The following is a 25174-nucleotide window of genomic DNA, read 5'->3' as shown; positions in this document are numbered from 1 at the left end:
GCGGTGGGGCGGGTGGCGTGACCTCGGCGGCGCGCTCGCTGACGAGGCACGGGTCGAAGACCGCGCTGGAAGGACCACCCGACCGATCTTGACGGCATCACTCCGATGGTGGTGCGGTCGTTTCGCCGTGGACGAAGAACTATCGAGGACGGGGAGTGCGCGATGACCGAGGAGCTCAAGCCGCAGAAGCGCGGGCGCCGGATCGCCATGACCGGCGAGGAGGTCGACGCCTTCCTCGCGGAAGAGCGCACCTGCCGGGTGGCGACGATCGGCCCGGACGGGCCGCACGCCACGCCGCTGTGGTTCGGGTGGGACGGCGACGCGCTGTGGCTCTACTCGATCACCCGCAGCAAGCGGTGGGCGGACCTGATGCGGGATCCGCGCATCAGCGTCGTGGTGGACGCGGGCGTCGAGTTCCAGGAGCTGCGCGGCGTCGAGATCACCGGCACCGTCGAGGTCGTCGGGGAGCTCCCGCGCACGGGCGAGCCGAATGACGCGCTCACCGCCATCGAGCTGCTGTTCGCCCGCAAGTACATGGGTGGTGACGAGGTCTTCCACGACGGCCGCCACGGCTGGCTGCGCATCACCCCGACGAAGATCGCCAGCTGGGACTTCCGCAAGATGGCGGCGCCGCAGGCCTGAGCCGCCCGGAGGCGGCGGGAACCCGTGGGACCGGAAAGGGGCACGCGATCCGGTCCCACGGGAGATCAGGGGTGGTTCGCTCGGGGATCGCCCGCTGTCGCCGGACGAGTCGTCAGAGGCGGTCGGTGATCTCGTCGATCGTCCGGCGGATCGGTTCGCGGTCCCGGCCGAGGTCCTTCGCGGCGTCCCGTGCCAGGTCGCGTGCGACGTCCTTCGCCAGGTCCCGCGCGACGTCGCGGGCGATGCCGTCCTCGGCCGGTCCGAGGTCGACGCCCTGGACGTCGTGCACGTCGACCAGCGGGGCCGCTCCGGCGCTCGCGGTGGACAACGGCAGCGCCGCTGCCGCCGCCGCTATCGTCCACAGTGGATTGGTCTTGCGGAATGGCACGTGCCGTCACACCTTTCGCTCCGATCGGTCGCGCTCAAGATCATCGACCGGTTCGCTCCGGCGCTGCATCGCTGAATCGAGTGGTGATCTTCGCGGCTCGCTGCGAGCGCGCGCTCAGGACTTGCGGCGGAGGGACGGGCCGCTCGACGCCCGATCGCCGATGTCGTAATCGGTGATCTTGCGGTAGATCGTGGCGCGGGAGATGCCCAGGTTCCGGGCCGCCCGCGCCCGGTTGCCCCCCGCCTCGTCGAGGCTGGTGACGATCGCGTCGCGCTCCATGGACTCGATCGGGGTGAGCACGCGCCTGCTCTGGCTCGTGCACTGCGGTGGCAGGTCGGCGGCGGTGATCGTGGCGGATCGGGTCCGGCCTGTCACCTCCCGGACGACCTCGCGCAGTTCGGTGATGTTTCCCGGCCAATGCCGCCGCTTGAGCAGGTGCAGCGCTTCCGGCGAGAAGGTCGACTCCGGGCGTTTGGTGAGCTGCCGAAGCAGGTGGTTCGCGATCGCCTCCAGGTCGTCGATGCGGTGGCGCAGCGGCGGCACCTGCACCGACTGGGGGAACAGCGCCCGCAGCGCGTGCAGCGCAGGCCCGGGGACGACGCCGGGATCGACCGTGGCGGCGACCCACAGCGCCGGGTTGGCGGTCTTCACCTCGTCGAGCAGGCAGGTGAGTTCGGTCAGCTTCGACGCGCTCAGCCGGTGCACGGCGCGCAGCACCAGCGGCCCCTGCCGTTCCAGCAGTTCCGAACGCGTCCGCTCCCACCAGCCGCGCTCGATGCCCACCTCGTCGGCGTCGACGATCCGGACGTGCCGATCCGGCCGGTTCGCCCGGCAGACCGCGCGCACCAGCGAGCTCTTCCCGGTGCCGGGCTCGCCTTCCAAGGAGATCCACGCGTTCCGGCCGCGGTGTCCTTCCACCGCGCGACAACAGTGCCGCCACAGCGGTTCCGAACCGACGATGCCCGGCAGCGGTCCGGTGGGTGCCGAGGAGATGACCGGTTCAACGGCGGGGGCGAGCAGGTGGATGCGCGCGATGGTGCCCGGCTCGCGGCCGGGGACCTGCCGGGCGTAGACGCGGCAGCGCGCCCCGCTGGGCAGGTCCAGTTCACCCGACATCGGACGTTGCCGGGGCGAGTCCCGCAGGTGTTCCAGCAACCGCACCTGGTCCTGCGCGCCGAGCACCTGCTGGGCCTTGCGGTTGAGCATCAGCACGTCGGCGTTGAGCGCGATGATCGGATCGCGGGAGCGGTGGGAGGCGTGCAGGTACTCCTGCATCAGGGTGATGTCGTTCGCGCTGCTGTGGTTGAGCAGCCTCTCCTGGATCCCGCGCGCCGCACCGACGGCGACGGCCTTGAGCATCGGTCCCGCGTCGGGCGCGAAGCACGTGACGTCGAGGACGCCGGCGAGTTCTCCGGTGATCGGGTCGTGGATCGGCACCCCGGCGCAGGCCAGGTCGATCAGCGGCCCGGTGAAGTGCTCCTGCTCGTAGACGAACGTCGCCTGCCCGGACTCCAGCGTCGTGCCGATCCCATTGGTGCCGACGAACCGCTCGGCGTAGCCGAAACCGGGCGCCAAGCACACCCGGTCCAAGTGGTCCCGCAGCTCGGGGCGCCCGGTGCGGCGGTCCAGCACGTAGCCCCGGTGATCGGTGAGCACCACGCTCACCGGCTGGTCGGGCAGTTCGTCGTGCAAGTGGTCCAGCACGGGGGAAGCGGCGCGCACCAGCACGCCCTGGAAGTCGAGGTCGTCCACGTACGGCGCGTTCAACGCTTCGCTGTCGACGCGGTAGTCGCTGGAGCGCCGCCACGACGCCAGGATCGGACCGCGCACCGCCGCCGACTCGACCGGTGCGTCGCCGAGGAAGTGCCGCCGGGCCGGGCCGGGCGGGGGTTCCGGGGTGGTAGCGGATCGGCGGGGATCTTCGGACTGCGACGGGCCTCGACGGCGGACGGTCATGGCACCTCCCGGACTACGGCGGTCTCGACGCCGCTGACCGGGGCGGACCCGTTCCTCGAACCGCCGGGAACGCGTCCGGTCGGTGAGGGCTGCGCGACGTTGCGTGACGGTCATCGTATCCGGTGGAAGTGCCGCGGGATTGTCTCATATTGAGATGAACGGACGCTCGCCGGTGCGATGTGATGCTACTCATCCCGGCCCCGCGACGACTCTCCGGGAGTACGACGACGCAGGAGGCGCGACGTGAGCCGACAAAGCCTGAGCAAGGCCCACAAGAAGATCACCGAGTTGTCCTGGGAGCCGACGTTCGCCACTCCGGCCACCCGGTTCGGCACCGATTACCGCTTCGACAAGTCGCCGAAGAAGGACCCGCTCAAGCAGATCCTCCGGTCCTACTTCCCGATGGAGGAGGAGAAGGACAACCGGGTCTACGGCGCGATGGACGGCGCGATCCGCGGCAACATGTTCCGGCAGGTGCAGGAGCGCTGGATGGAGTGGCAGAAGCTGTTCCTGTCGATCATCCCGTTCCCGGAGATCTCCGCGGCCCGCGCGATGCCGATGGCGATCGACGCCGTGCCCAATCCGCAGATCCACAACGGCCTCGCCGTGCAGATGATCGACGAGGTTCGGCACTCGACGATCCAGATGAACCTCAAGCGCCTCTACATGAACCACTACATCGACCCGGCCGGGTTCGACATCAGCGAGAAGGCGTTCTCCAACTGCTACGCGGGCACCATCGGCAGGCAGTTCGGCGAGGGGTTCATCACCGGTGACGCGGTGACCGCGGCGAACATCTACCTCACCGTCGTGGCCGAGACCGCGTTCACCAACACGCTGTTCGTCGCGATGCCGTCGGAGGCCGCCGCGAACGGGGACTACCTGCTGCCGACGGTGTTCCACTCGGTGCAGTCCGACGAGTCCCGGCACATCAGCAACGGCTATTCGATCCTGCTGATGGCGCTGGCCGACGAGCAGAACCGCAAGCTGCTCGAACGCGATCTGCGCTACGCCTGGTGGAACAACCACTGCGTCGTGGACGCCGCGATCGGCACCTTCATCGAGTACGGCTCGAAGGACCGCCGCAAGGATCGGGACAGCTACGCGGAGATGTGGCGGCGCTGGATCTACGACGACTACTACCGCAGCTACCTGCTACCGCTGGAGAAGTACGGCCTGGAGATCCCGCACGACCTCGTGGAGAAGTCGTGGAGCCGCATCGTCGACGACTTCTACGTGCACCGGGTGGCGCAGTTCTTCGCGACCGGCTGGCCGGTGAACTTCTGGCGCATCGACCCGATGACCGACGCCGACTTCGAGTGGTTCGAGCACAAGTACCCCGGCTGGTACGACCAGTTCGGCAAGTGGTGGGAGAACTACAACCGGCTGCGCTACCCCGGCCGGAACAAGCCCATCGCCTTCGAGGACGTCGGCTACGAGTACCCGCACCGCTGCTGGACGTGCATGGTGCCCTGCCTGGTCCGCGAGGACATGGCGGTGGACAAGGTCGACGGCCAGTGGCGCACCTACTGCTCGGAGCCCTGCCACTGGACCGACACCGTGGCCTTCCGCTCGACCTACGAAGGCCGGGAGACGCCGAACATGGGGCGGCTGACCGGGAAGCGCGAGTGGGAGACGCTCTACCACGGCTGGGACCTGGCGAACGTGCTCACCGACCTGGACTACGTGCGCGACGACGGCAAGACCCTGGTGCCGCAACCGCATCTGGACCTGGACGATCCGAAGAAGCTGTGGACCTTGGACGACATCCGGGGGATCAAGTTCAGCAGCCCGAACATCTCGCTGAACGAGATGACCGACGCGGAGCGCGAACGCCACGTCGCCGAATACCGGGCGAATCCGAACGTGTCCTTCTGAGCGGTCATCAGCGGTCCGCTCGGGGTGGGTCGCGGCAGTGCGCGTCAACGGCGAAGCCGGCGGGCCTGCCTCAGCGCCTCCGGCACCGCCGGGCGAACCACTCCGAACGGACTCTTCAACTCGGGCAGTGGCGTCGAGTGGGGCCTGGGCGCCGCTGCCCGATACCAGCCTGTGGGCGAAAGGAGAGCGTCATGGGCGATGCGCATCGGATCCGGTTCGAACCGGTGGACATCGAGATCGAGGCCGACGAAGGCGAGACCGTGCTGGACGCCGCGTTCCGGCAGGGCGTCATGTTGATGCACGGGTGCAAGGAAGGGCAGTGCTCGGCGTGCAAGTCGTTCCTGCTGGACGGCGACGTGCAGATGGGTCGCTATTCGACGTTCGCCTTGGCCGATTACGAGAGCGACGAGGGTTATGTCCTGCTGTGCCGCTCGCACGCCTACAGCGATCTGGACGTCGAACTGCTCAACTACGACGAGGACATGATCCGCGCCGGGTTGCCCGTCGTCACCGTGGACACCGAGGTCGCGGCCGTCGAAGAGCTGACCCACGACATCAGCCTGCTGCGGCTCGCGGTCACCGGTGACGACGAGTTCAAGTTCCACCCCGGCCAGTACGTCGACGTGACCGTTCCCGGCAGCGAGGAGCACCGGTCGTTCTCGATGGCGAACCTGCCGCGCGTCGGTGGCAGTGAGCTGGAGTTCATCATCAAGCGCTATCCGGGCGGCAGGTTCTCCGGGCTGCTGGAGGACGAGCTGCGTCCCGGCGTGCCGTTGTCGATCACCGGTCCCTACGGCACGTTCACCCTGCGCGTCTCCACGGACCGCAGGATCGTGCTGCTGGCCGGTGGTGCGGGCATGGCGCCGATCTTGTCGCTGCTGCGCCAGATCGCGGCCAAGGACGACTTCGACCGCGAGGTGGTCTTCTACTACGGCGCGCGCACCGAACGCGATCTGTTCCTGCTCGACGAGATCGCCGAGCTGGGCGGCCGGATCCCCGGGTTCAGCTTCGTGCCGGTGCTCTCGGACGCGGAGTGGTCCGGTGCGCGCGGCATGGTCACCGCCGTCGCGGCCGAACGCGAGGCTTCGCTGGCCGACTGCGACATCTACCTCTGCGGCCCGCCTCCGATGATCGACGCGGGGTTGGCGGTGCTGGAGGAGCGCTCCGTACCGCAGGAACAGATCTTCTACGACAAGTTCACCGTCTCCGCCGAAGCCGGCTGAGGTGCGGAACATCCGCGAGCCGGCCCGCAACATCCGTGAGCGAGCCCGCAACATCCGCCAGCAGCAAGGAGGACGGCCATGACGACGCAGGAAACGCCGGCATCCGAGAGCCGGACCCGCAGCTTCCCCAAACCGGAGTTCACCGACGCCGAGGCGGGCGCGCTGGAGTTCCCCAGCTCGGGTTCCCGCGCCTACAACTACTTCAGCCCCCGCAAGATGCGCGCGACGATGTACGAGGACGTCACGTTCGACGTGCAGCCCGACCCGGAACGCCACCTCACGCAGGGCTGGATCTACGGCTTCGGTGACGGCGAGGGCGGCTATCCGAAGGACTGGACGGCGCTGAAGTCGACCGACTGGCACACGTTCCGGGATCCCAACGAGGAGTGGGAGCAGACGATCTACCGGAACAACGCCAACGTGGTCCGGCAGATCCAGCAGAACCTCACCAACGCCAAGCAAGCCGGGGCCTACAGCGGCTGGCCCCGCGGCTGGACGCGGTTCGTGGAGCGGCACCTCGGTGCGTGGATGCACGTGGAGAACGGGCTGGGCCTGCACGTGTTCACCGCTGCGCAGCGCTCCGGTCCCACGAACATGATCAACAACGCGATTGCGGTGAACGCCGCGCACAAGCTGCGGTTCGCCCAGGACCTCGCGCTCTACAACTTGGACTTGGCCGAATCCGGCTTGGAGTTCGACGGATCGGCGCATCGCGGGGTGTGGCAGGAGGACCCGGCGTGGCAGCCGGTGCGGGAGGTCGTCGAGAACCTCACCGCGATCGGCGACTGGGCCGAGGCGGTGTTCGCGGCCAACGTCGTGTTCGAGTCGCTGGTGGGAGTGCTGTTCCGCAGCCACCTGGTGATGCAGATCGCCGCGCGCAACAGCGACTACGTGACGCCGTCGCTGGTCGGCACCGGAGAGAACGACCACGAGCGGGACCTCGGCTACAGCGGCGCGCTGTTCCGGATGCTGGCCGAGGACGCCGGATTCGGGGACGTGAACCGGCAGGTCATGCAGGGCTGGGTCCGGCGGTGGGCGCCGATGTGCCGGGCCGCCGCGCACGAGCTGCAGCCGATCTGGTCCCAGCCGCAGGAGAAGGTCATCACGTTCGCCGACTCCTTCGCCGCCGCCGAAGAGGGATTCGCCGCGGTGCTCGGCGATCTCGGACTCACCGAACAGAAGGGGTGAACGTCATGGGTGTGACCGCTTCAAACATGTGCGGCGTGACGCTGATGAACAACCAGAACGGCCACATCGTCGCCGAGATCATGGCCCGCAAGGAGGGCGTGCGGGTCGACCACCTGCCTTCCATGATCCGCGTCGACGCGCACGGCACCTTGATCTTCGAGTTCGAGGAGATCGCCGACGAGATCGGTTTCGAGTTCGACCAGTCGGACTTCGAGGAGATCATGTCCACCCACTACGGGCGCATGGTGCACCTCGACGACCGCACGGTGCTGTTCGCGAACCCGGAGGACGCCGCCGAGTACATCGATTTCGACCTGACACCGGTGAGCTGACCGATCGTGGCGGGCGCGGGCGCCCACGGGCGCCGCGCCCGCGCTCGGAGGAACAGGGGAATGCCATGTCCGATCCCGAATTCCGCAGCCGCGTGCTGACCGAGATCTGGCGGTCGTTGCAACAGGTCTGCCCTCGCGAGGGCAGGCTCGCACTGGGGGTGCGGGGGTTCGTCACCGCGGTCTCCACCGATGGCAGGCAGGTGCGGGTCCTGCTGCGGCTGCCCGCGTCGATCCGGTGCGAGGGCGACGGCGGTTTCCTGCTCGCGGCGCAGCGGGCGATGGCCGCGATCCCGGCGCTGCACGCGGTGCGGCTGGACACCTCGATCCCGGCTGCGGACACGGCGCAGCCCGGTCACGAGCGCTGCGCCGATCGAGGCTTGGCCGACTGGCGGGAACGCGGTTGGCAGATCGAGCGGGGAGCGGAGCAGGACGCCGTCCGAGTGCTGATCCGCGCCGAGATCGAACCCGCCGAGCAGTCCACATCGGACGGAACGCTGCAAGCGGTCTGAACCGGCGCAGCACCTTCGAAGCGAAGCAGAACACAGTCCCGGAGCGCGAAGGAGTCCACGATGGCGAAGGAACTTCGGTTCGACCGGCAGGCCAGGGCGTTGCTGGAATCGGGGGTGAACGCGCTGGCCGACGCGGTCAAGGTCACGCTCGGCCCCAAAGGGCGCAACGCGGTGATCGAGAAGCTCACCGGTCCGCCCACGATCACCAACGACGGTGTGACGATCGCCCGTGAGATCCAGCTGCGCGACCCGTTCGCGAACATGGGCGCCCAGCTCGCGAAGGAGGTCGCGGACAAGACCAACGGCGTCGCCGGGGACGGCACGACCACGGCGACGGTGCTCGCCCAGGCGCTGGTCCGCGAAGGACTGCTCGCGGTCGACGAGGGCGCCAACCCGATGTTGCTCAAGCAGGGGATCCAGCAGGCGGCGGCGGAGGTGGTCGCCTCGTTGCGCGCCGGGGCGCGGCAGGTGTGCGGCAAGCAGGACCTGGCCCAGGTGGCGTCGTTGTCGGCGAACAACGACCCGGAGATCGGCGAGCTCATCGCCGTGGCCATGGACCGGGTGGGCACCACCGGCGTCGTCACCGTCGAGGAGTCGCCGACCGTCGGCATCGACGTGGACTTCGTGGACGGCTTGGAGTTCGACCACGGCTACCTCTCGCCGTACATGGTCACCGATGAGCAGCGGATGGAGACGGTCTTCGAGAACCCGCTGATCCTGCTCACCAACGAGAAGATCAGCCAGGTGCAGACGCTGATGCCGGTGCTGGAGCAGGTCACCCGGACCGGTCGGCCGCTGCTGATCCTCGCCGAGGACGTGCAGGGGCCGCCGCTGGGCATGCTGGTCACCAACAACGTGCACGGCACGTTCCGCTCGGTGGCGGTGCGCTCGCCGGGCTTCGGGCACCGGCGGCTCGCGCGGCTCGGCGACATCGCCGCGCTCTCCGGCGGCCGGGTGATCACCGGTGACGCCGGGCTGAGCCTGGAGTCGGTGCAGCTGGACCACCTGGGCAGCTGCGAGAAGGTCACGGTGACCGCGGACAGCACCACCATCGTCGGCGGCGCCGGGCGCGGCGAGGACATCGCGGCCCGCGTGGACCAGCTCAAGCGCGAGTTCGCCCGCGCCGAGAACGACCACGACCGGGACACGTTGCAGGACCGCATCGCGCACCTGTCCGGCAGCGTCGCGGTGCTGCGGGTGGGGGCGGCCACCGCCGTCGAGCTCAAGGAGAAGCAGCACCGCGTGGAGGACGCGGTGTCCGCGACGCGAGCGGCGATCGAGGAAGGTCTGCTGGCCGGTGGGGGAGCGGCGCTGGTGCGGGCCGCGGCCACGCTCGGGCCGAGCTCGCTGACCGGCGACGCGGCGGTGGGGCGGGAGATCGTGCGCCGTTCCCTGGCCGAGCCGCTGCGCTGGATCGCGATCAACGCGGGCCACCCGGCCGACGAGGTGCTGGAGAAGGTGGCCGAGCTGCCCGCGGGCCACGGCTTCAACGCGCTCACCGGTGAGTACGGCGACATGTTCGCCTTCGGCGTGATCGACCCGTTCAAGGTGACGCGGTCGGCGTTGGAGAGCGCCGCCTCCATCGCCTCGCTGCTGCTGACCACGGAAACCCTGCTGGTGGAGGAGATCGCGCAGAACCCGGGTGCGATCCCCGCACCGGAGTTCGGCGACCTCGCCGAGGGCCTGGTCCGCCCGTCGAACATCGCCTGACCCCCGGACCGCCGCACGCCGGCGGAACCCGTGGGATCCCGCGCGGGTCGCGGCGAACGGGATCCCACGGGGCCGGGGAGCGTCTCGGCCTCCCCGGCCGGTGCGCGGTAGCGGGGGATGACCTCGTGGGCGAAGCGGCGCTGTTCGGAGTCGAACGGCTGGAACCGGAGCACCAGCGCGTCCACGTCGAGTTCGTGGAACGCCGGGGCGGAGTGGTGCCGACGGGCCCGCGAGGTGACCGGAACGCGGCGCCCGCCGGACCGGACCGTCCTGCCGCGTGAGCGCCCGAGGCCGTTCCACGATCGGGGCCTGGTGGGTGCCGACGTGGTTGACATCGGCCACACCCGACCTCGGCAATAGTGAAACGCGACGGTCTCGCAACAGCTGATCGGCTGGTCAGAGCGTCGCGAGGTGGCACGCGCCGGTGCGGGGCGGCGTCGACGGAGGTCGGCCGCTGTGCTAGAGAACTACCCGTGCCCGCTCGACTGCTCGATCCCAGTGCCCTCGCCGACGACTTCCGCGCGGAGATCCGCGCCGAGGTGGCCGCGCTGCCGGAACCGCTGACGCTGACCGGCTTCCGCGTCGAAGGCGACGGCCCCACCCAGACCTACGCCGAGTACACCCGGCGCGGCTGCGAGAAGGTCGGGATCCGCTTCGACCAGCGGGTGCTGCCCGCAGGTGAGGTCGAGCGCGCCGTGCACGAGGCGGGCAGCGACCCGAGCGTGCACGGGATCTTCCTGTACTACCCGATCATGGGGCTCGCGCAGGACCGCTGGCTGCGGGAACTCGTCGACCCGCGCAAGGACGTCGAAGGCCTGCACTCGTTCTGGAGCCGCTGCCTCTACGAGAACCGCCGCTACATCGACGCCGAGCACACCAAGCGCGCCGTGCTGCCGTGCACGCCGCTGGCGGTGCTGAAGCTCATCGAGCAGGCCGAGGTCGGCGAGCGCGGTGCCGCCGAGCCGCTGGCCGGGCTGAAGGCGTGCGTGTTCAACCGCAGCGAGATCGTCGGCCAACCGCTGGCGGCGATGATGGCCAACGACGGTGCCGAGGTGACGTCCTTCGACGTCGACGGCCCGCTGGCCTACGTGCCTTCGCAGGAGAAGGGCTCCTACGAGGTGCGGCCCACCTCCGTGGACCGCGCGACCGCGCTGGCCGAGGCCGACGTGGTCGTCACCGGTGTGCCCTCGCGGGAGTTCCCGCTGGTGCGCGCCGCCGAGATCAAGCCGGGCGCGACCTGCATCAACTTCTCCACGCTGAAGAACTACGACGACGACGTCGTGGACGCCGCCGGGGTGTTCGTCCCGCGCATCGGCCCGATGACCGTGACGATGGCCCTGCGCAACGCCGTCCGCCTCTACCGCAACTGGCACAGCTGACCCGGGGGTTCCCGCGGCGGCGGCGTGCTCGCGCGCAGACCACCGCTCGACCGTCCCGGAGTGCGGGAACTTCCCGCGGTCGGGAAGCACGGCGAGGAGTCGGTCGTTGTTGCGGGCGGGGGTCCGCCGCGGAGTGCGGGCCACGGCGACGAGGAAGGTCATGGGCTGATGGCGTTGGTTCGGCGAGAGGACGTCCCGCGGCACCGCCTCGGGGACCGCGGTCCCGCGGTGAGCGCGCTCGGTTACGGCGCGATGGGGCTGTCCGGGGTGTACGGCGAAGCCGATGACGGCGAGTCGCGGGAGCTGATCGGGCACCTCGTCGAGGCGGGCATCGATCTCATCGACACCGCCGACGTGTACGGCAACGGGCACAACGAGATGCTGCTCGGCGGGGCGCTCTCCGGCGGCCTGCGGGAGCGGGTGGTGCTGGCGACCAAGACCGGTGGCGGCGGCGGGGAAGGCCTGGGCCGCCCGGAGCGGATCCGGGAGGCCATCGACTCCAGCTTGAGGCGGCTCGGCACCGATCACGTCGACGTGTACTACCTGCACCGGGTCGATCCGTCCACGCCGATCGAGGACAGCGTGGGCGCGCTCGCGGAGGTCGTCGAGCAGGGCAAGGCGCGCTACATCGGGCTGTCCGAGGTGTCGGCCGAAACCCTGCGGCGGGCGCACGCGGTGCATCCGATCGCGGTGACGCAAGAGGAGTACTCGCTGTTCACCCGCGATCTGGAGGCGGAGCTGCTGCCCGTCGCCAGGGAGCTAGGGGTGGGCGTGGTGGCCTATTCGCCGCTGGGGCGCGGCGTGCTCGGCGGCTCGATCCGCAGCGCCTCGGACGTGGAGAACCTGGCGGGCAGGCAGGCGCGGTACCCCCGGTTCTCCGAGGAGGCGCTGGAGCACAACCTGACCCGCGTCGACCGGCTGCGGGCGCGGGCGGACGAGCTGGGCACCACGCCGGCCGCGCTCGCGCTGGGCTGGTTGCTGGCCCAGGGCGAGGACGTCGTGCCGATTCCCGGTACTCGGCGCGCGGCCAACCTGGACGCGAACCTGGAGGCGGCCCGGCTGGAGCTGCCCGCGGAGCTGGTCGCGGAACTGTCCGAGACGTTCCCGCCCGGCTCGACGGCCGGGGAGCGCTACAGCGCGAACCTGCGCGGCAGCCTCAGCCGGTGACGGGCGGCCCTGCGGATTCTTGACGCGGACCCGGCGGTCGTCGTGCGCGGCGGCCACCGGGTGCGCGCCGCGGGCGGACCGCCGGGGAGAATCGTCGGTCACGGGACGGTCCGCGGAGGGGAATGCTGTGACCACGCACATGCAGATCGGTGAGGTGGCCGAGCGCACCGGGCTGTCGCTGCGGACCATCCGGTACTACGAGGAGGTCGACCTCGCGGTGCCGAGCGCGCGCACGCAGGGCGGATTCCGGTTGTACCGGGAGGCCGACGTGCGGCGGCTGGAGGTCATCATGCGGATGAAACCGCTGGGCTTCCAGCTCGACGAGATGCGGGAGCTGCTGGGCATCCTCGATGCGAAGGAGCGCGGCGACGGCACGGGCGAGCAGGATCGCCGCCTCGCGGAGTTCCGGGAGCTCGCCGACCGGCGCTGCGAGAAGCTGCGCAGGCAGCTGGAGCTCGCCGAGGACTTCGCCGCCACCCTCGAATCGCGGCTGCCGGGAGCCTGATCGCCGCCGGAGGCGCGGTGACGTCCGTCCCACTCAGGGCAAATCTACCCTTACGTTAGGTTAGAGTTCCTCGCGGTCGCGCCACCGCCGCCGTGACCCTGCGCGGGTGCGGCCCGCCGTCGTGGCGCGCGCTCGTGCCCGCCCGATCGCCGCCGGGTGACCACTGTGGACGCAGGGGAACTCCTCGCGCAGGACGACGTTCTGACGACGCGCGTTCCGCGTCCCGGTGAGAGGTGTTCATGAGTTCCGCAGAAACCGTTGCCGCGCCGGGGATTCCCGCGCGGCTGCGCCGGGCCTGGTGGTCGAACCCGCGCGCCGACCTGCTCTCCGGGCTGGTGGTGGCGCTGGCGCTGATCCCGGAGGCGCTGTCGTTCTCGGTGATCGCCGGGGTGGACCCGAAGGTGGGGCTCTACGCGTCGTTCTCCATCGCGATCATCATCTCGCTCGCCGGCGGTCGCCCGGCGATGATCTCCGCGGCCACCGGGGCGATGGCCCTGGTGATGGTGCCGCTGGTGCGCGAGCACGGCGTGGAGTACATGCTCGCGGCGACCGTCCTGGCGGGCGTGTTCCAAGTGGTGCTGGGCCTGCTCGGCGTGCACCGGTTGATGCGGTTCGTGCCGCGCACCGTGATGCTCGGATTCGTCAACGCGCTGGCGATCCTGCTGTTCACCGCGCAGCTGCCGCACCTCACCGGCGTCGGCCTGCCCGTGTACGGGCTCGTCGCGCTCGGCTTGGCGATCATCTACCTGCTGCCGAAGGTGACGCGGGCGGTGCCCTCTCCGCTGGTGGCCATCGTGGTGATCACGGCGATCTCGGTCGGTCTCGGGTTCACCGTGCCGACCGTCGGCGACCAGGGCGAACTGCCGGACGCGTTGCCGGTGCTGGGGATCCCGGCCGTGCCGCTGACCACCGGCACCTTGCTGATCGTGGCGCCGTTCGCGCTGACCTTGGCGTTGGTGGGGCTGCTGGAGTCCCTGTTGACGGCGCGTCTGCTCGACGACATCACCGACACCCGCTCGAACAAGGCGACCGAGGTGCGCGGGCAGGGCATCGCCAACGTGATCACCGGGCTGCTCGGCGGCATGGCGGGCTGCGCGATGATCGGGCAGTCGATGATCAACGTGAAATCGGGCGGGCGGACCCGGCTCTCGACGCTGGCCGCCGGGGTGTTCCTGTTCGTCCTGGTGATGTCGCTCGGCGAGGTCGTGGCGCTGATCCCGATGGCCGCGCTGGTCGCGGTGATGGTCTTCGTGTCGATCAGCACGTTCGACTGGGGCAGCGTGAGCCCGAAGCGGCTGCGCGGTGCTCCGCGCGCCGAGACGGCGGTCATGGTCGTCACGGTGGCTGTCGTGGTGGCCACCGGGAACCTCGCGCTCGGCGTGCTGTGCGGGGTGCTGCTCAGCGCGGTGTTCTTCGCGCACCGCGTGGCGCACCACGTCGAGGTCTCCAGCGTGCTCGATCCCGACGGCGGCACCCGGATCCACCGGGTCACCGGACAGCTGTTCTTCGCTTCCACCAACGATTTCGTGCACGCCTTCGACGACTCCGCGGACGTGGACGCGGTGGTGCTGGACCTCAGTGGTGCCCGGATCTGGGACTCCTCGGCGGTCACCGCGCTGGACGCGGTGGTCGCGCGGTTCGCGGCGCGCGGCGTGGCGGTCGAGATCACCGGGCTCGACGAGCACAGCGCCAGGCTGCACGCTCGGCTGTCGGAGGCGGAACCCGCTCCCGCCGGGGCCGGGTGAGCCGAAGCGGATACGGGCGGGAGCACGTCCTCGCCAGGGATCGCCCGTCCGCGTGGTCCTGTGTCGTGCGATGTTTGCGATGGGTGATCGGCGCTCCGCCGTTGTGGCATAAAACCAGAGGTATATGCCGAAAAATTGGCGCACGGGGCGATGGATCTTCACCTGCCGCAGGAGGCAGACTGTCGGGCACCGAAACGTTCCCCTGCCGCGTCCCGGACGGAGATCCACCACCGATGAGCATCGACAACGACGTTCCCACCGTGTGGGCGAAGGTCCTCGACGAGGAACCCTGGGTTCCGTTCGAGGATCCGCACCTTCCCGGCGGCGAGAACGCGGCGCAAGTGAAGATCCTCGCGCCGAACGTCTTCTACGCCTGGTTCCCGCCGGGCTACTCGGCGCCCGCGCACAGCCACCCGTTCAACACGACCTACCACATGGTCAAGGGCGCGCTGCGCTTCGGCGACGAGGGCTGGGTCGGCGCGAACTCGGTGCGCGGCGTGCAGGCAGGACACGTCTACGGCCCGGAGGAAGCCGACCCCGTGCACGGCTGCGAGTTCCTGCTCGTCTCCGACGGCCCGATCGGCATCGACTGGGACGAGAACAACTGATCCGCTGGCCCGGGGGCGGCCACCCGCCGTCACCGCGAGGACAGGGCGCCGGGCAGGTCGGCGTGCACCAGGAATCGAACGTGCGCGTCGGCCAGGTCCAGCAACCGGAGCAGGAGGCCCTGGTCGTCGCGCACCACGCGGAACGAGATGTCGTGCTCCTCGGCCCGCCGCTGGCACTGGTCCAGCAGGTGCAACCCGCTGGTGTTGACGAAGGTCATCGCGGAGAGGTCCAGCACGACGGTGCCGGTGCACGAGGCGAGCCGGTGCCACAGCAGCTCGCGCAGCCGCCGCACGGTGCTGGTGTCCACGGCGCCGCGCACCGCGAGGACGATCGTGTCCGGGCTGGGCCGGTCGAGGCGCAGGTCGAGCGCCCCGCCGTGGTGTTCCGCGCGGCGTTGCGGCCGGTCACCCCGGGCGGGTGCCGGGATGTCGGGCAGGCGGACATCGGCGGGGACGTCCTGGGGCAGTACCGGGTCGGTCGCGGTGGGAGTCGCGCTCATGCCGTCTCCTAACGAGTCTTCCGCGGGCGATCCGCGCGGCCCGAACCTCATCGGCTGCTGCCGGGACGAGGCGGATCACGCGCCCGCGAGTACTCTTCGTGGTCGCCGAGGTGGTCGCCGGACGGCGGCGGGAAGCGCCGCGACGTCACGGCCGAGCGCTCGTCCTCGGCGGGGAAAGTCTGCTCACGGCTGTGGGCTCAACCGCCTTCCACGCTACATCCCGACGCAACCGGCTCCGGCGTGCGCGGTGCGGGATCCTCCGTTGCGCCGCAGGAATACCGATGTCACCGGCCGGGCCGGTGCTCCGAGGTCTCGGCGCGGTGGAGGCCGAGCCGGGCGAGGTGCAACGCGGCCAGGCTGTCGATGACGGCACCGGAACCTTCGCGCCACGCCGCGGCCGGATCTTCGTGCACCGCGCGGAGTTTGCGATAGGGCACAGTGGACAGTGCGCGCAGTGCGAGCAGATCCGGTGCGGCGGTGCGCAATTCGCACGCGGCGGTGGCCGCCCGGGCGTACTCGATCCGGGGGAGCAGCCACCACCGCACCAGCGGGATCAGCGCCAGCAGCACCACCAGCCCGGCGGCGGCCAGCGCCCCCGAACTCACCGCGTCGACCTGGGTCCGCCCGGCGTCGGTGAGCATGTCCCCGGCGGCGGTTCCCCGGTCGAGGGCACCGGCGAGGTCGTCGCCGACCAGCGGAACCCGGCTCGCGGTGCGAGCGGCGTCGCCCATGGTGCGCTCCAGGTCGCGCCCGGCGTCGATCATCCGCAGCCCGGGTGCCTGCAACCCCAGCACGGCGAGGTAGGCCCGGTGCGACAGCCAGGCGAACACCGCGCACCAGGCGACGGCGCCGAGGTCGTGCAGCACCTGCCTACCGGCGCGCGCCGGTGTCTGCGCGTAAAGGCGCACGAGTCCCTCCTCCTCGCCGGGCCGAGCGCCACCAAGACAACCAGCGAACCGGATCCCGATCAAGGACCGCGCACCGCTCGATCAGTGCGCCGCCACGGCGGAGCCCGCGCGGGATCACCAGACGAGCACGGGCTTCACCGCTTCCCCGCCGCGCTGGTCGGCGACGGCCGAGTTGATGTCGGCGAACCGGTACTCCGCCACGAGTTCCCGCACGGGAAAGCGGCCGGCGGCGTGCAGCTCCAGCAGTTCCGGGATGAACCGCTGCGGCACCGCGTCGCCTTCGATGCAGCCCCGGACGGTCTTGCCGCGGTAGAGCAGGTCCCGCAGGTTCAGCGGGGCCTCCGCCGCGCCGAGACCGACGACGGCGGCCACACCGGTGGCGCCCAGCGCGGCCACCGCCTGGGTCAGCACGGCGGCCAGCCCGGTCGCTTCCAGTGCGTGCGTCGCGCCGCCACCGGTGAGTTCCGCGATCGTCGCCACGACGTCGGTCCGCGCCGGGTCCAGCGCGTCGCTCGCGCCCAGCCGCAGCGCGAGTTCCCGCCGCCGGGGCTGCACGTCGACGGCGATGATCGTGCGCACCCCGGCGGACCGCGCCGCCAGCAGCGCCGCCAGGCCGACCCCGCCCGCGCCGAAGATCACCAAGCTCGATTCGGCGCCCGGCCGGAGCACGTTGAGCACCGCACCGGCTCCGGTCTGGAACCCGCACCCCATCGGTGCCGCGACGAGCGGATCCGCCTGGTCGCCGATCACCACGGCGTTGTCGGCGGTGGCCAGGGCGTGCGTGGCGAAGCAGGACTGGCCGAAGAACGAACCCGCCACCGGCTCGCCCCGCCACGTCAGCGTCGGCGACCCGTCCGGGCGCCTGCCCGCGCTGTTGAGCCGCCGGGCCTGCTCGCAGTACGGCCGGTCGCCCGCCCGGCACGGGCGGCAGCGCCCGCAGCTGCGGTAGCTCAGCGCCACCCGGTCACCGGGCTCGATCCTGGTCACCGCGGCGCCGACCCGCTCGACCACGCCGGTGCCCTCGTGCCCCAGGACGATCGGCTCCCGCCGGCGCGGATCGTCCTTGGCGGCCAGGTCGGTGTGGCACAGCCCGGCGGCGGTGACGCGCACCAGGACCTCGTCCTCGCGCGGATCGTCGAGCTCAACGCGCTCCAGCACGAACTCGCCGCCCGGTTCCGGAACGACGGCTGCGGTGATCTGCATGGACCCCTCGATCTGATCTGCACCCCGCCAACGGGGAGTTCCGCCGCCCGGCCCGCCGCGCAGGCCCTGCCAATCGGAATCAGGTGCGTTCGAGCAGGAAGTAGTAGAAGTGGCCGTCGTCGAGGACCTGCTCCGGCCGGCCGTTCATGATCCCCATCAGGGTGTCCGGGTCGACCTGCTTGAAGTGGTCGAACACGGGGCGCCCGTCGTAGACCATCGTCGCGGTCACCTCGCCGGTAACTCGACGTCCCACAGCGTGGCCTCCCCGCCGCCGAGCTCGGCGTGCGAGAACAGTTCTCCGTTGGCGTCCCGGCAGATCAGCGGTTTCGCGTCGAGCACCGAGTGGAAGGTCTTGCCGTGCCGGCGAGCGGCGATGAGCTGCTCGCCGAGCCGGTGGCGAAGTCGGCGCCCCGCCAAGCGCCGAGGATGTCCGCGGCGGCCACGGTGTCCAGCGCGGCCCAGATCTCGTCGAGCTCGTCGGGGGAGACACCGGAGTCCTGATCGCGCAGTGCGGCGAACCGGGCGTGGGCTTGGTCGAGGTGCACGTCAACTCCTGGGCTTCGGCGGGCAACGTTGCCGAACCAACCGGTCCGGCGGCCGACCGTACTCCCGAACCGAATGGTTCGGCAAGGTAGTCTCGCCCGATGCGCGCAGCCGGACATGCCACGCGGGAGCGGATCCTCGCCGCCGCCACCGCCGAGTTCGCCGCCCGCGGGGTCGCCGGAGCCCGGATCAACCGCATCGCGACCGAGGCGCGCGCCAGCAAGGACCGGCTCTACGCGTACTTCCCCAGCAAGCAGGCGTTGTTCGACGAGGTCGTGCGGCAGTGGGTCGTCGACGTCGACGAGCGGACCGCGGTGCGCGGCGACGACATCCCGGGCTACGTGGGCCGATTGTTCGACCACTACCTGGACAACCCGCAGAGCGCCCGATTGCAGGCGTGGATCGACTTGGACGAGCCCGACCGGCTCGCGGCGGACGACCTGCGGCTGACCGCGCTGCGCCCGAAGATCGACGCGATCCGGCAGGGGCAGGCCGACGGGCACGTCGACGCCGCCTGGCATCCGGCGGACTTGCTCATCGTGCTGCTGGGGATCGCGCGGTCGATGGCGCTGTCGGCGCTGGCGGTGGGCAAGATCGACGGCGGTGCTCGGGGTCGGGACGCCGCGGGGATCCGGCGGGCCGCGGTCCTCGCGGCCCAGCGGGTGGCCGAGCCATCGTCAACCGAAAGTTGACGACCTCCGAGGGTCAACCTATGGTTGACGCATGAGCGAACCACTGCAGCTGGCGAACCCCGTTCGCCTCGACGACCTGATCGAAGCCATCACGAACGTGCACTCCGGTGCGCTCGACCGGCTCTCCGCCGCCGTCATCGCGGCCGACCACCTCGGTGAGGTCTCCGACCACCTCATCGGGCACTTCGTCGACCAGGCACGCCGTTCCGGCGCGTCCTGGAAGGAGATCGGCGCGGGCATGGGCGTCACGAAGCAGGCGGCGCAGCAGCGCTTCCTGCCGAAGGGCGGCTCGCCCGACCTCGACCCCGGACAAGGGTTCGGCCGGTTCACACCGCGCGCCCGCAACGTCGTGCTGGCCGCGCAGAACGAGGCGCGCGCGGCGGGCAACACCGAGATCCGGCCGGAGCACCTGCTGCTCGGACTGCTCGCCGAGCCGCAAGGCCTGGCCATGCGCGCGATCACCGCGCACGGCCTCACCCCGGACGCCGTGCGCCGAGCCGCCGCCGCGCCGCTGCCCGCCGGGGTGGACGAGGTGCCCGACCTGATCCCGTTCGACGGGGGCGCGAAGAAGGTGCTGGAGCTGACCTTCCGCGAGGCGCTGCGCCTGGAGCACGACCACGTCGGCACCGAGCACGTCCTGCTGGCGATGCTGGAGCACGAGAACGGCGGCGGAGTGCTCGCGGAACTCGGCCTGCGCAAGCCCGCCGTCGAGGAGCACGCGGTCGCGGACCTCGCCGCCAGGGCCGAAGCACTCGACGCGGAGGCGGGGCCGGCGGGTGACTAGGGTCGGCTCCATGGCCGAACCTGCCGAAACCCCGCCGGGTCGTGCGGATTTCACCGTCCTCTGGCCGATCACCACGCGCTGGTCCGACAACGACGTCTACGGGCACATCAACAACGTCGTGCACTACTCCTGGTTCGACACGGCCGTCAACGGCTGGTTGATGCGCGCCACCGGGGCCGACATCCGCGAGTTCCCCGAGATCGGGCTGGTCGTCGAGACGAATTGCCGGTACCTCGCCGAACTCGGCTTCCCCGATGACGTCGAGGTGGGTGTGGGCTTGGAGCGGCTGGGCAACTCCAGTGTGGTGTACCGGCTCGCCGTGTTCGGCAACGGCGCCGCCGAACCGGCCTCCGTGGGCCGATTCGTGCACGTGTACGTGGACCGGGAGACGCGGCGCCCGGTGCGCGTGCCCGAGCGGATCAGGAAGGTGCTCGCCGACTTGGAGGTCGTCGGCGGCTGACCTGGGGGGACGCCGACAGCGCGCCATGGCCGGAGGTGTCGATTCGGTAACATGGAGTGATTCAGGGGAGTCGGAGGTGGGCCGATGGTGCGGTGGCCTGACGCACGACCTTGCAACACCGAGGACATCGATGTGCGGCGTCCGAGTTCGGCGCGCATGTTCGACTTCTTCATGGGCGGCTCGGCGAACTTCGAGATCGACCGCGAGGCCGGGCAGGAAGTGGTCGAGGCCATGCCCGAAGTGGTGCAGTCCATCCACGCCAACCGGGGCTTCCTCGCCCGCGCCGTCCGGTTCCTCTCCGGTCAGGGGATCGAGCAGTTCCTCGACCTCGGTTCGAGGGTGCCCACCGTCGGCAGCGCGCACGAGATCGCGCACTCGCTGGACCCCGCGGCTCGGGTGATCTACGTCGATCGCGAACCCGTCGCGGTCGCGCACAGCAGGCAAGTGCTGGACGACGTCAAGCAGGCCGAGATCGTCGAGGCCGATTTCCGGGACGTGCGCTCCGTGCTCAGCGGCGCGGCGGCGACCGGGCTGATCGACTTCGCGCGACCGCTCGGCCTGCTGATGATCTCGGCCCTGAACTTCGTCGAGGACGACGAGCTGGCCGCCGACGTCGTGCGGCGCTACGCCGAGGCGCTCGTGCCCGGCAGCTACCTCGTGCTGTCGCACTCGACGGCCGCCGGGTTCCCGCAGGAGACCGCCGAGCGCGTCGCGGAGGTGTACCGCAACGTCAACCCGCCCAGCTTCTGGCGTTCGCCCGACGAGATCCTCGCTCTGCTGCGCGGGACCACGCTCGTCCCGCCCGGCCTGGTGGCGCCGTCGCACTGGCGGCCCGACCGCGAGCCCGAGGTGGATCCGAACCGGGTGGCCTTCCGCGCGGGAGTCGCCGAGATCGGTAGGTGACCTCTCCGGGCGGACCGGGATCGCGGAGCCACCCGCCGGCCGGGCTCGGCGGAACGGCCGGATCCACGCGCCCCACTTGACCGAAAGTCGTACCCGAGGATGGCGCGAAGCATGATCCGGTCGAGGGGTCGTTTCGCGAGCATGGCTGCATGCACACGACACGGGTTTCACCATCGGAAGCAAGGGAAGTCGAAGCACCGCCGCCCGCGCGGCTCATCGGCGTGGACGTGGCGCGCGGACTGGCGGTGCTCGGCATGTTCGCGGCGCACGTCGGACCGCCAGGTTGGCTGCACACGCTGGTGGCGGGACGTTCGGCCGCGCTGTTCGCGGTGTTGGCGGGTCTGTCGATCGCGCTGCTGAGCGGTGGTTCGGCGCCGATCGCCGGAACGCGGTCGCGGGTGGTGCTGCGGATCGCGATCCGCGCGGTGGTGCTGTTCGTGCTCGGCCTCGCGCTGTCCGCGCTGCAAGCGCCCGTCATGGTGATCCTGACCTCGTACGGGGTGCTGTTCCTGCTGTCGATCCCGGTGCTGCGGTGGCGCGCCACGGCGCTGGCGGTCCTGGCCGCGGTGTTCGCCGTCGCGGGGCCACTGGTGTCGTTCTTCATCCGGCAGGGCATGGGGCAGGCGACGGAATTCGGTGCCACACCTGGTTTCGACGACTTCGGCTCGCTGGCGGGCATCGGCACCGCGTTCCAGAACATCCTGCTCACCGGTGCGTACCCGGTGCTGACCTGGATCCCCTTCGTGTTGGCGGGCATGGCGCTGGGCAGGCTGGAGCTGCGAGCGGTTCGCGGCAGGATCGCCGTGATCGGTGCCGGGCTCGCGCTGCTGGGCTACGGCGGTTCGTGGCTGGCGATGACCGTGTTCGGCGGCCGTGACCGCGTGGTGGAACTGATGGGAGGCGCGCTGCCGCCGGAGATGGTGGACATGTTGCTGAGCACCGGTTTCGGGGCGGTGCCCACGACCGACCCGGTGTTCCTGCTATCGGCGGGCGCGCACAGCGGGAGCCCGTTCGAGATCATCGGCGCCACCGGGTCCGCTCTGCTGGTCGTCGGTGTCTGCCTGTTCGTCGAACGCACGGGAGTGCTGCTGCCGGTCGCCTCCGTCGGCGCGCTCGCGCTGACCGCGTACGCGGGGCACATCGTGGCGCTGGCCGCTGTCGGCACCAGCCGCCTCGGCCCGATTCGGGAAGCCTGGCCGTGGATCCCGCTCCTGGTGCTCGTCGTCAGCACCCTGGCGATCGCCACGACGTGGCGGGCGCTGCTCGGGCGCGGGCCGCTGGAGCGGGTGCTGCACCGGGTCTCGACCGTCCCCGCCTCCTGGTTCGGGCAGCGATGAGCGGGACCACCCGCGAACCGGTCAGCCGCCGCGCTGGGCGCGTCGCTTCTCGTGGAAGGCGTGGTCGCGGCGCACCAGCCGGGCGACCTCGTCGGCGCTGGCAGGGCCCAGCGTCGGCGGCGCCTGCCGCAGGGTGCGCACCACTTCGTCGGTGCCGACGCTGACCAGCGCCAAACCGGGGCGGCGCACGGTGCCGAGCTGGGCGCGGGGGTTGATGATGACGACCACCGAGCGCACCAGCGCCTGGCGGCCCCGCTTCTGCAGGAAGTCCGCCAGGGCCTTGGAGACGTCGGTGACCTGGCGGCCCCAGCTGCGTCCGCTGCGGTCGGCGAGGGTGCGGTTCTCGACGAGGTTGCCGTAGCGGTCGAACACCTCGGAGCGCCAGGAATCCCCGTCCACGTGCACCTTGCCGGGGTGGTTCTTCACCTCGATCGCCCAGATCCCACCGGGACCGACCACCAGGTGGTCGACCTCGCCGCGGCCGTTGCGGTAGCCGCGGAACACCGTCCAGTCGTCGGAGAGCCGGTCGAGCGCCGAGGTCATCGCGTCCTCGGCCTCGATCCCGGCCTCCTGCTGGGCCAAGCGGTGCCGCACCTGGTCCTCGTCCGCCGGGCGCTGCGCCTGGAGCCTGCGCAGCTCCAGCCACTGGGGGAGGAGCTTCCAGACCTGCCACCAGCGCCGGGCGGCGTGCCGCGCCCGCACGTCCGCCACCGCCTGCTCGTACCGGGTGCGCCGCTGCTCGGCGGCCTGCTCGGTACGGCGGGCGGCGAACCGCGGATGGTCGGAGAGCACCTCAACACGCACCCCCGAACCGTACCGGGTGCCGTTGCGCTCACCGCCCCCACGAGGGGCGGTTCGACGCCCAGGACGTCGTGCGCGGGGCCTCGGCGAAGTCCTCGTCGTCCTCGCCGGAGTCCCGGTCCGGTGCGCTCACCTGCTCGGCAGGGGTGAGCTGCTCGCCGATCGCCGCCGCCACGCCGGGACCGCAGCCCCATTCCAGTGCGACCAGGCCCCGCCGCGTCGACTCGGCGCACGCCTCGGCGCTGAGCCGGGTGATCTCGGCGGCCAGCCGCTGCGGTCCCAGCGCGATCGCCTGCTCCGACACGGTGAGCTCGGTGAGCAGGCCGTTCAGATCAACCGACAGCGAGACGCCCTCGCCGCTCGCCGTGCCGCGGATCTCGGCCATCCCCGAGGCCAGCCCGCGATTCGCGGGCAGGTTCGCGGCGATGGCGATCAGCGTCTTGACGCTGCGTCCGTCGCCCATCGCTACCTCCATTCCTCGGCACGGCGGGCGGCCTCGCCCGGTTCCAGTCCCAGTGCCGCTCGATCGGCCGCGCTCAGCCCGGCGAGCCGGGGGTCGCGCGCCGCCGCGCGGGTGGCGTCGACGTTCGCCTCCCGGGCCAGCGCCGTGATCGTGCTCGCCAGCTTGGCGCCGCCGCCGCGCAGCGCGCTCGGCTCCAGCACGAGGGAGCGCAACGCTCCGCCGGGAGCCACTTCGACGCGAACGCCGTCGCGTTCCGCACGTCCGGTGGTGGTCATTCGGGATGCACCCCTCCGTAGAACATGTGCGCGTCCTCGGGCAGCGTGTAGGTCATCCGCTGCACCTTGTCGCTGGAGTTGCCCTCGATCGTGGTGATCTGGTTGCCCTCGACCTTCTCGATGATGCCGATGTGGGTGCTCTGCATCTGATCCGGACCGGTGCCGAACAGCAGCGCATCGCCCGGTTTCGCGCTCTCCGCCAGGGAATCCTGGTCGTAGGCGGTGCCGCGCTCCTGGCCCCACTCGTAGACGTCGCCGCTGTACCCGAGGCTGTCGATGTCCACCCCGGCTTCTCTCCACATGGCGGTGGCGAAGTAGGAGCACCACGGCTGTCCGTCCGGTCCCCACTTGTTCTTGTCGTTCGGGCCTTCCTCGAAGCCCAGGTTCTCACGCGCCTTGGCGAGGATGTCCTCGGTCTTGGAGCCCGGTTTCCCGTCGTCCGGCTCGGCCTGCCCGGCGTCGCCCTGGTCCTCGGCGGGCTTGCCGGTCTCCTCGCCCTCCGGCGGATCGGCGATGCCGTCGCCGTCGAGCCGCTGCTGCAGCTCGCGCAGCTTCTGCGCGGCCCGCTCCATCTCGCCCTGGGCCTGTTCGAGCTCGCCGCCGGAGTCCTTGATGAACCCGCCCGCCAGGTCGCTCAGGTGCGCGGCGGCCCGCATCAGGCCCCCGCCCGCGTCGACGCCCACCGCGGCGAGCCCGGCGTTGAGCACTTGCGTGGACTTCTCGATGAAGTCCCCGACCAGTCCGCCGACGGTGTCGTGCCTGCCGCCGAGCGCCTGGGACACCTCGTCGACGATCTTCGCGGCCTCGGTGCCGGCCTCGGCGGTGGTCGCGAGGTCGGCGGTGAGCTTCTCCGTCAGCTGCTTGAACCCGTCGTTGGCCTTGCTCTGCCAGCCGTTGAGCAACGCCTCGGCCGCTTCCCGCTGGGCGTCGCTCTGCTGTCGGACGGCTTCGGCGGCCCGCTCCAGCGCGCCTTGCGCGTCCTGGACGCCCCCGGCGTCGCCCGCCAGCTTCCCCTGGTGCGCGGTGAGCTCGCCGACGAACTTCGTGGCGATCGCTGCCACATCCACCTGTGCCT

Annotated in this window: 29 protein-coding genes; 18 read left to right on the top strand and 11 right to left on the bottom strand. The window is 70.8% G+C overall.

The window, feature by feature from the left end:
• Positions 1-162: 162 nt before the first annotated feature.
• Complete coding sequence (locus OOZ19_RS21125) at positions 163-642, top strand: pyridoxamine 5'-phosphate oxidase family protein (RefSeq protein WP_266091877.1); 480 nt, start codon at positions 163-165, stop codon at positions 640-642.
• Positions 643-754: 112 nt separating this feature from the next.
• Here OOZ19_RS21125 and OOZ19_RS21120 read toward each other — a convergent pair whose 3' ends face one another.
• Both OOZ19_RS21120 and OOZ19_RS21115 read right to left on the bottom strand, forming a co-directional pair.
• Positions 755-1030 carry a hypothetical protein gene (locus tag OOZ19_RS21120; protein WP_266091876.1) on the bottom strand — a complete coding sequence of 92 codons (276 nt, stop codon included), beginning with the start codon at positions 1028-1030 and terminating at the stop codon, positions 755-757.
• Between the two features lie 114 nt (positions 1031-1144).
• Positions 1145-2986: a sigma-54-dependent Fis family transcriptional regulator gene (locus tag OOZ19_RS21115; protein ID WP_266091875.1), complete on the bottom strand. Its 1842-nt coding sequence runs from the start codon at positions 2984-2986 to the stop codon at positions 1145-1147.
• A gap of 243 nt (positions 2987-3229) precedes the next feature.
• On the opposite strand from OOZ19_RS21115, the gene OOZ19_RS21110 reads away from it, so the two are divergent.
• The 12 genes from OOZ19_RS21110 (at position 3230) to OOZ19_RS21055 (ending at position 15230) form a co-directional block, all read left to right on the top strand.
• Entirely contained in the window at positions 3230-4864 is a 1635-nt protein-coding gene (locus OOZ19_RS21110) for a ferritin family protein (RefSeq protein ID WP_266091874.1), read from the top strand.
• Between the two features lie 191 nt (positions 4865-5055).
• The gene (locus OOZ19_RS21105) at positions 5056-6087 is read left to right on the top strand and encodes an FAD-binding oxidoreductase (protein WP_266091873.1); all 1032 of its coding nucleotides are present in this window, start codon (positions 5056-5058) and stop codon (positions 6085-6087) included.
• Positions 6088-6165: 78 nt separating this feature from the next.
• A complete protein-coding gene (locus OOZ19_RS21100; RefSeq protein WP_266091872.1) occupies positions 6166-7275 on the top strand; it encodes an aromatic/alkene monooxygenase hydroxylase subunit beta in 1110 nt (369 codons plus the stop codon).
• 5 nt (positions 7276-7280) lie between these two features.
• Entirely contained in the window at positions 7281-7607 is a 327-nt protein-coding gene (mimD, locus tag OOZ19_RS21095) for a propane 2-monooxygenase effector subunit MimD (RefSeq protein ID WP_416309475.1), read from the top strand.
• Positions 7608-7672: 65 nt separating this feature from the next.
• Positions 7673-8116, top strand: coding sequence for a hypothetical protein (locus OOZ19_RS21090; RefSeq protein ID WP_266091871.1), 444 nt, complete (start codon positions 7673-7675; stop codon positions 8114-8116).
• A gap of 60 nt (positions 8117-8176) precedes the next feature.
• Positions 8177-9826 (top strand): chaperonin GroEL, encoded by a 1650-nt coding sequence (gene groL, locus OOZ19_RS21085; protein ID WP_266091870.1) that lies wholly within the window; start codon positions 8177-8179, stop codon positions 9824-9826.
• Between the two features lie 125 nt (positions 9827-9951).
• The gene (locus OOZ19_RS21080) at positions 9952-10107 is read left to right on the top strand and encodes a hypothetical protein (RefSeq protein WP_266091869.1); all 156 of its coding nucleotides are present in this window, start codon (positions 9952-9954) and stop codon (positions 10105-10107) included.
• Positions 10108-10299: 192 nt separating this feature from the next.
• Positions 10300-11205, top strand: coding sequence for a bifunctional methylenetetrahydrofolate dehydrogenase/methenyltetrahydrofolate cyclohydrolase (locus tag OOZ19_RS21075; protein WP_266091868.1), 906 nt, complete (start codon positions 10300-10302; stop codon positions 11203-11205).
• 168 nt (positions 11206-11373) lie between these two features.
• A complete protein-coding gene (locus tag OOZ19_RS21070; protein WP_266091867.1) occupies positions 11374-12372 on the top strand; it encodes an aldo/keto reductase in 999 nt (332 codons plus the stop codon).
• A gap of 127 nt (positions 12373-12499) precedes the next feature.
• Positions 12500-12877 (top strand): MerR family transcriptional regulator, encoded by a 378-nt coding sequence (locus OOZ19_RS21065; RefSeq protein WP_266091866.1) that lies wholly within the window; start codon positions 12500-12502, stop codon positions 12875-12877.
• A gap of 239 nt (positions 12878-13116) precedes the next feature.
• Positions 13117-14622, top strand: coding sequence for a SulP family inorganic anion transporter (locus OOZ19_RS21060; RefSeq protein WP_266091865.1), 1506 nt, complete (start codon positions 13117-13119; stop codon positions 14620-14622).
• A 233-nt stretch (positions 14623-14855) separates the two neighbouring features.
• A complete protein-coding gene (locus tag OOZ19_RS21055) occupies positions 14856-15230 on the top strand; it encodes a hypothetical protein (protein WP_266091864.1) in 375 nt (124 codons plus the stop codon).
• A 29-nt stretch (positions 15231-15259) separates the two neighbouring features.
• On the opposite strand, the gene OOZ19_RS21050 is transcribed toward OOZ19_RS21055, so the two are convergent.
• The 5 genes from OOZ19_RS21050 to OOZ19_RS21030 all read right to left on the bottom strand — a co-directional run bounded on the left by OOZ19_RS21050 (position 15260) and on the right by OOZ19_RS21030 (position 18258).
• The gene (locus OOZ19_RS21050) at positions 15260-15730 is read right to left on the bottom strand and encodes an STAS domain-containing protein (RefSeq protein WP_266091863.1); all 471 of its coding nucleotides are present in this window, start codon (positions 15728-15730) and stop codon (positions 15260-15262) included.
• A 284-nt stretch (positions 15731-16014) separates the two neighbouring features.
• The gene (locus OOZ19_RS21045) at positions 16015-16638 is read right to left on the bottom strand and encodes a hypothetical protein (protein ID WP_266091862.1); all 624 of its coding nucleotides are present in this window, start codon (positions 16636-16638) and stop codon (positions 16015-16017) included.
• A 114-nt stretch (positions 16639-16752) separates the two neighbouring features.
• Positions 16753-17841: an NAD(P)-dependent alcohol dehydrogenase gene (locus OOZ19_RS21040; protein WP_266091861.1), complete on the bottom strand. Its 1089-nt coding sequence runs from the start codon at positions 17839-17841 to the stop codon at positions 16753-16755.
• Between the two features lie 79 nt (positions 17842-17920).
• Entirely contained in the window at positions 17921-18070 is a 150-nt protein-coding gene (locus OOZ19_RS21035) for a DUF4334 domain-containing protein (RefSeq protein WP_266091860.1), read from the bottom strand.
• Positions 18067-18258, bottom strand: a complete 192-nt coding sequence (locus OOZ19_RS21030; RefSeq protein ID WP_266091859.1) for a GXWXG domain-containing protein — start codon at positions 18256-18258, stop codon at positions 18067-18069. The genes OOZ19_RS21035 and OOZ19_RS21030 overlap by 4 nt, the downstream gene beginning before the upstream one ends.
• Before the next feature lie 227 nt (positions 18259-18485).
• On the opposite strand from OOZ19_RS21030, the gene OOZ19_RS21025 reads away from it, so the two are divergent.
• From OOZ19_RS21025 to OOZ19_RS21005, 5 genes are all read left to right on the top strand, one after another.
• Positions 18486-19076, top strand: coding sequence for a TetR family transcriptional regulator (locus tag OOZ19_RS21025; RefSeq protein ID WP_266091858.1), 591 nt, complete (start codon positions 18486-18488; stop codon positions 19074-19076).
• A gap of 31 nt (positions 19077-19107) precedes the next feature.
• The gene (locus OOZ19_RS21020; protein WP_266091857.1) at positions 19108-19860 is read left to right on the top strand and encodes a Clp protease N-terminal domain-containing protein; all 753 of its coding nucleotides are present in this window, start codon (positions 19108-19110) and stop codon (positions 19858-19860) included.
• 10 nt (positions 19861-19870) lie between these two features.
• Positions 19871-20320 carry an acyl-CoA thioesterase gene (locus OOZ19_RS21015; protein WP_266091856.1) on the top strand — a complete coding sequence of 150 codons (450 nt, stop codon included), beginning with the start codon at positions 19871-19873 and terminating at the stop codon, positions 20318-20320.
• A gap of 84 nt (positions 20321-20404) precedes the next feature.
• On the top strand, positions 20405-21223 hold the full coding sequence (locus OOZ19_RS21010; RefSeq protein WP_266091855.1) for an SAM-dependent methyltransferase: 819 nt from the start codon (positions 20405-20407) through the stop codon (positions 21221-21223).
• Between the two features lie 149 nt (positions 21224-21372).
• Positions 21373-22560 (top strand): heparan-alpha-glucosaminide N-acetyltransferase domain-containing protein, encoded by a 1188-nt coding sequence (locus tag OOZ19_RS21005; RefSeq protein ID WP_266091854.1) that lies wholly within the window; start codon positions 21373-21375, stop codon positions 22558-22560.
• A gap of 21 nt (positions 22561-22581) precedes the next feature.
• On the opposite strand, the gene OOZ19_RS21000 is transcribed toward OOZ19_RS21005, so the two are convergent.
• The 4 genes from OOZ19_RS21000 to OOZ19_RS20985 are packed head-to-tail and all read right to left on the bottom strand — an operon-like array spanning position 22582 to position 25166.
• Positions 22582-23364, bottom strand: coding sequence for a nuclease-related domain-containing protein (locus OOZ19_RS21000; protein WP_266091853.1), 783 nt, complete (start codon positions 23362-23364; stop codon positions 22582-22584).
• Between the two features lie 28 nt (positions 23365-23392).
• A complete protein-coding gene (locus tag OOZ19_RS20995; RefSeq protein ID WP_266091852.1) occupies positions 23393-23824 on the bottom strand; it encodes a hypothetical protein in 432 nt (143 codons plus the stop codon).
• A gap of 2 nt (positions 23825-23826) precedes the next feature.
• Positions 23827-24099 (bottom strand): YbaB/EbfC family DNA-binding protein, encoded by a 273-nt coding sequence (locus OOZ19_RS20990; protein ID WP_266091851.1) that lies wholly within the window; start codon positions 24097-24099, stop codon positions 23827-23829.
• On the bottom strand, positions 24096-25166 hold the full coding sequence (locus OOZ19_RS20985) for a CHAP domain-containing protein (RefSeq protein ID WP_266091850.1): 1071 nt from the start codon (positions 25164-25166) through the stop codon (positions 24096-24098). The genes OOZ19_RS20990 and OOZ19_RS20985 overlap by 4 nt, the downstream gene beginning before the upstream one ends.
• Positions 25167-25174: the final 8 nt, after the last annotated feature.

This window comes from Saccharopolyspora sp. NFXS83 (genome assembly GCF_026241095.1).
Classification (GTDB): Bacteria; Actinomycetota; Actinomycetes; order Mycobacteriales; family Pseudonocardiaceae; genus Saccharopolyspora_C.
The sequence above is the reverse complement of the archived record's forward strand: the minus strand, read 5'-3'. Positions and strand labels throughout refer to the sequence as shown.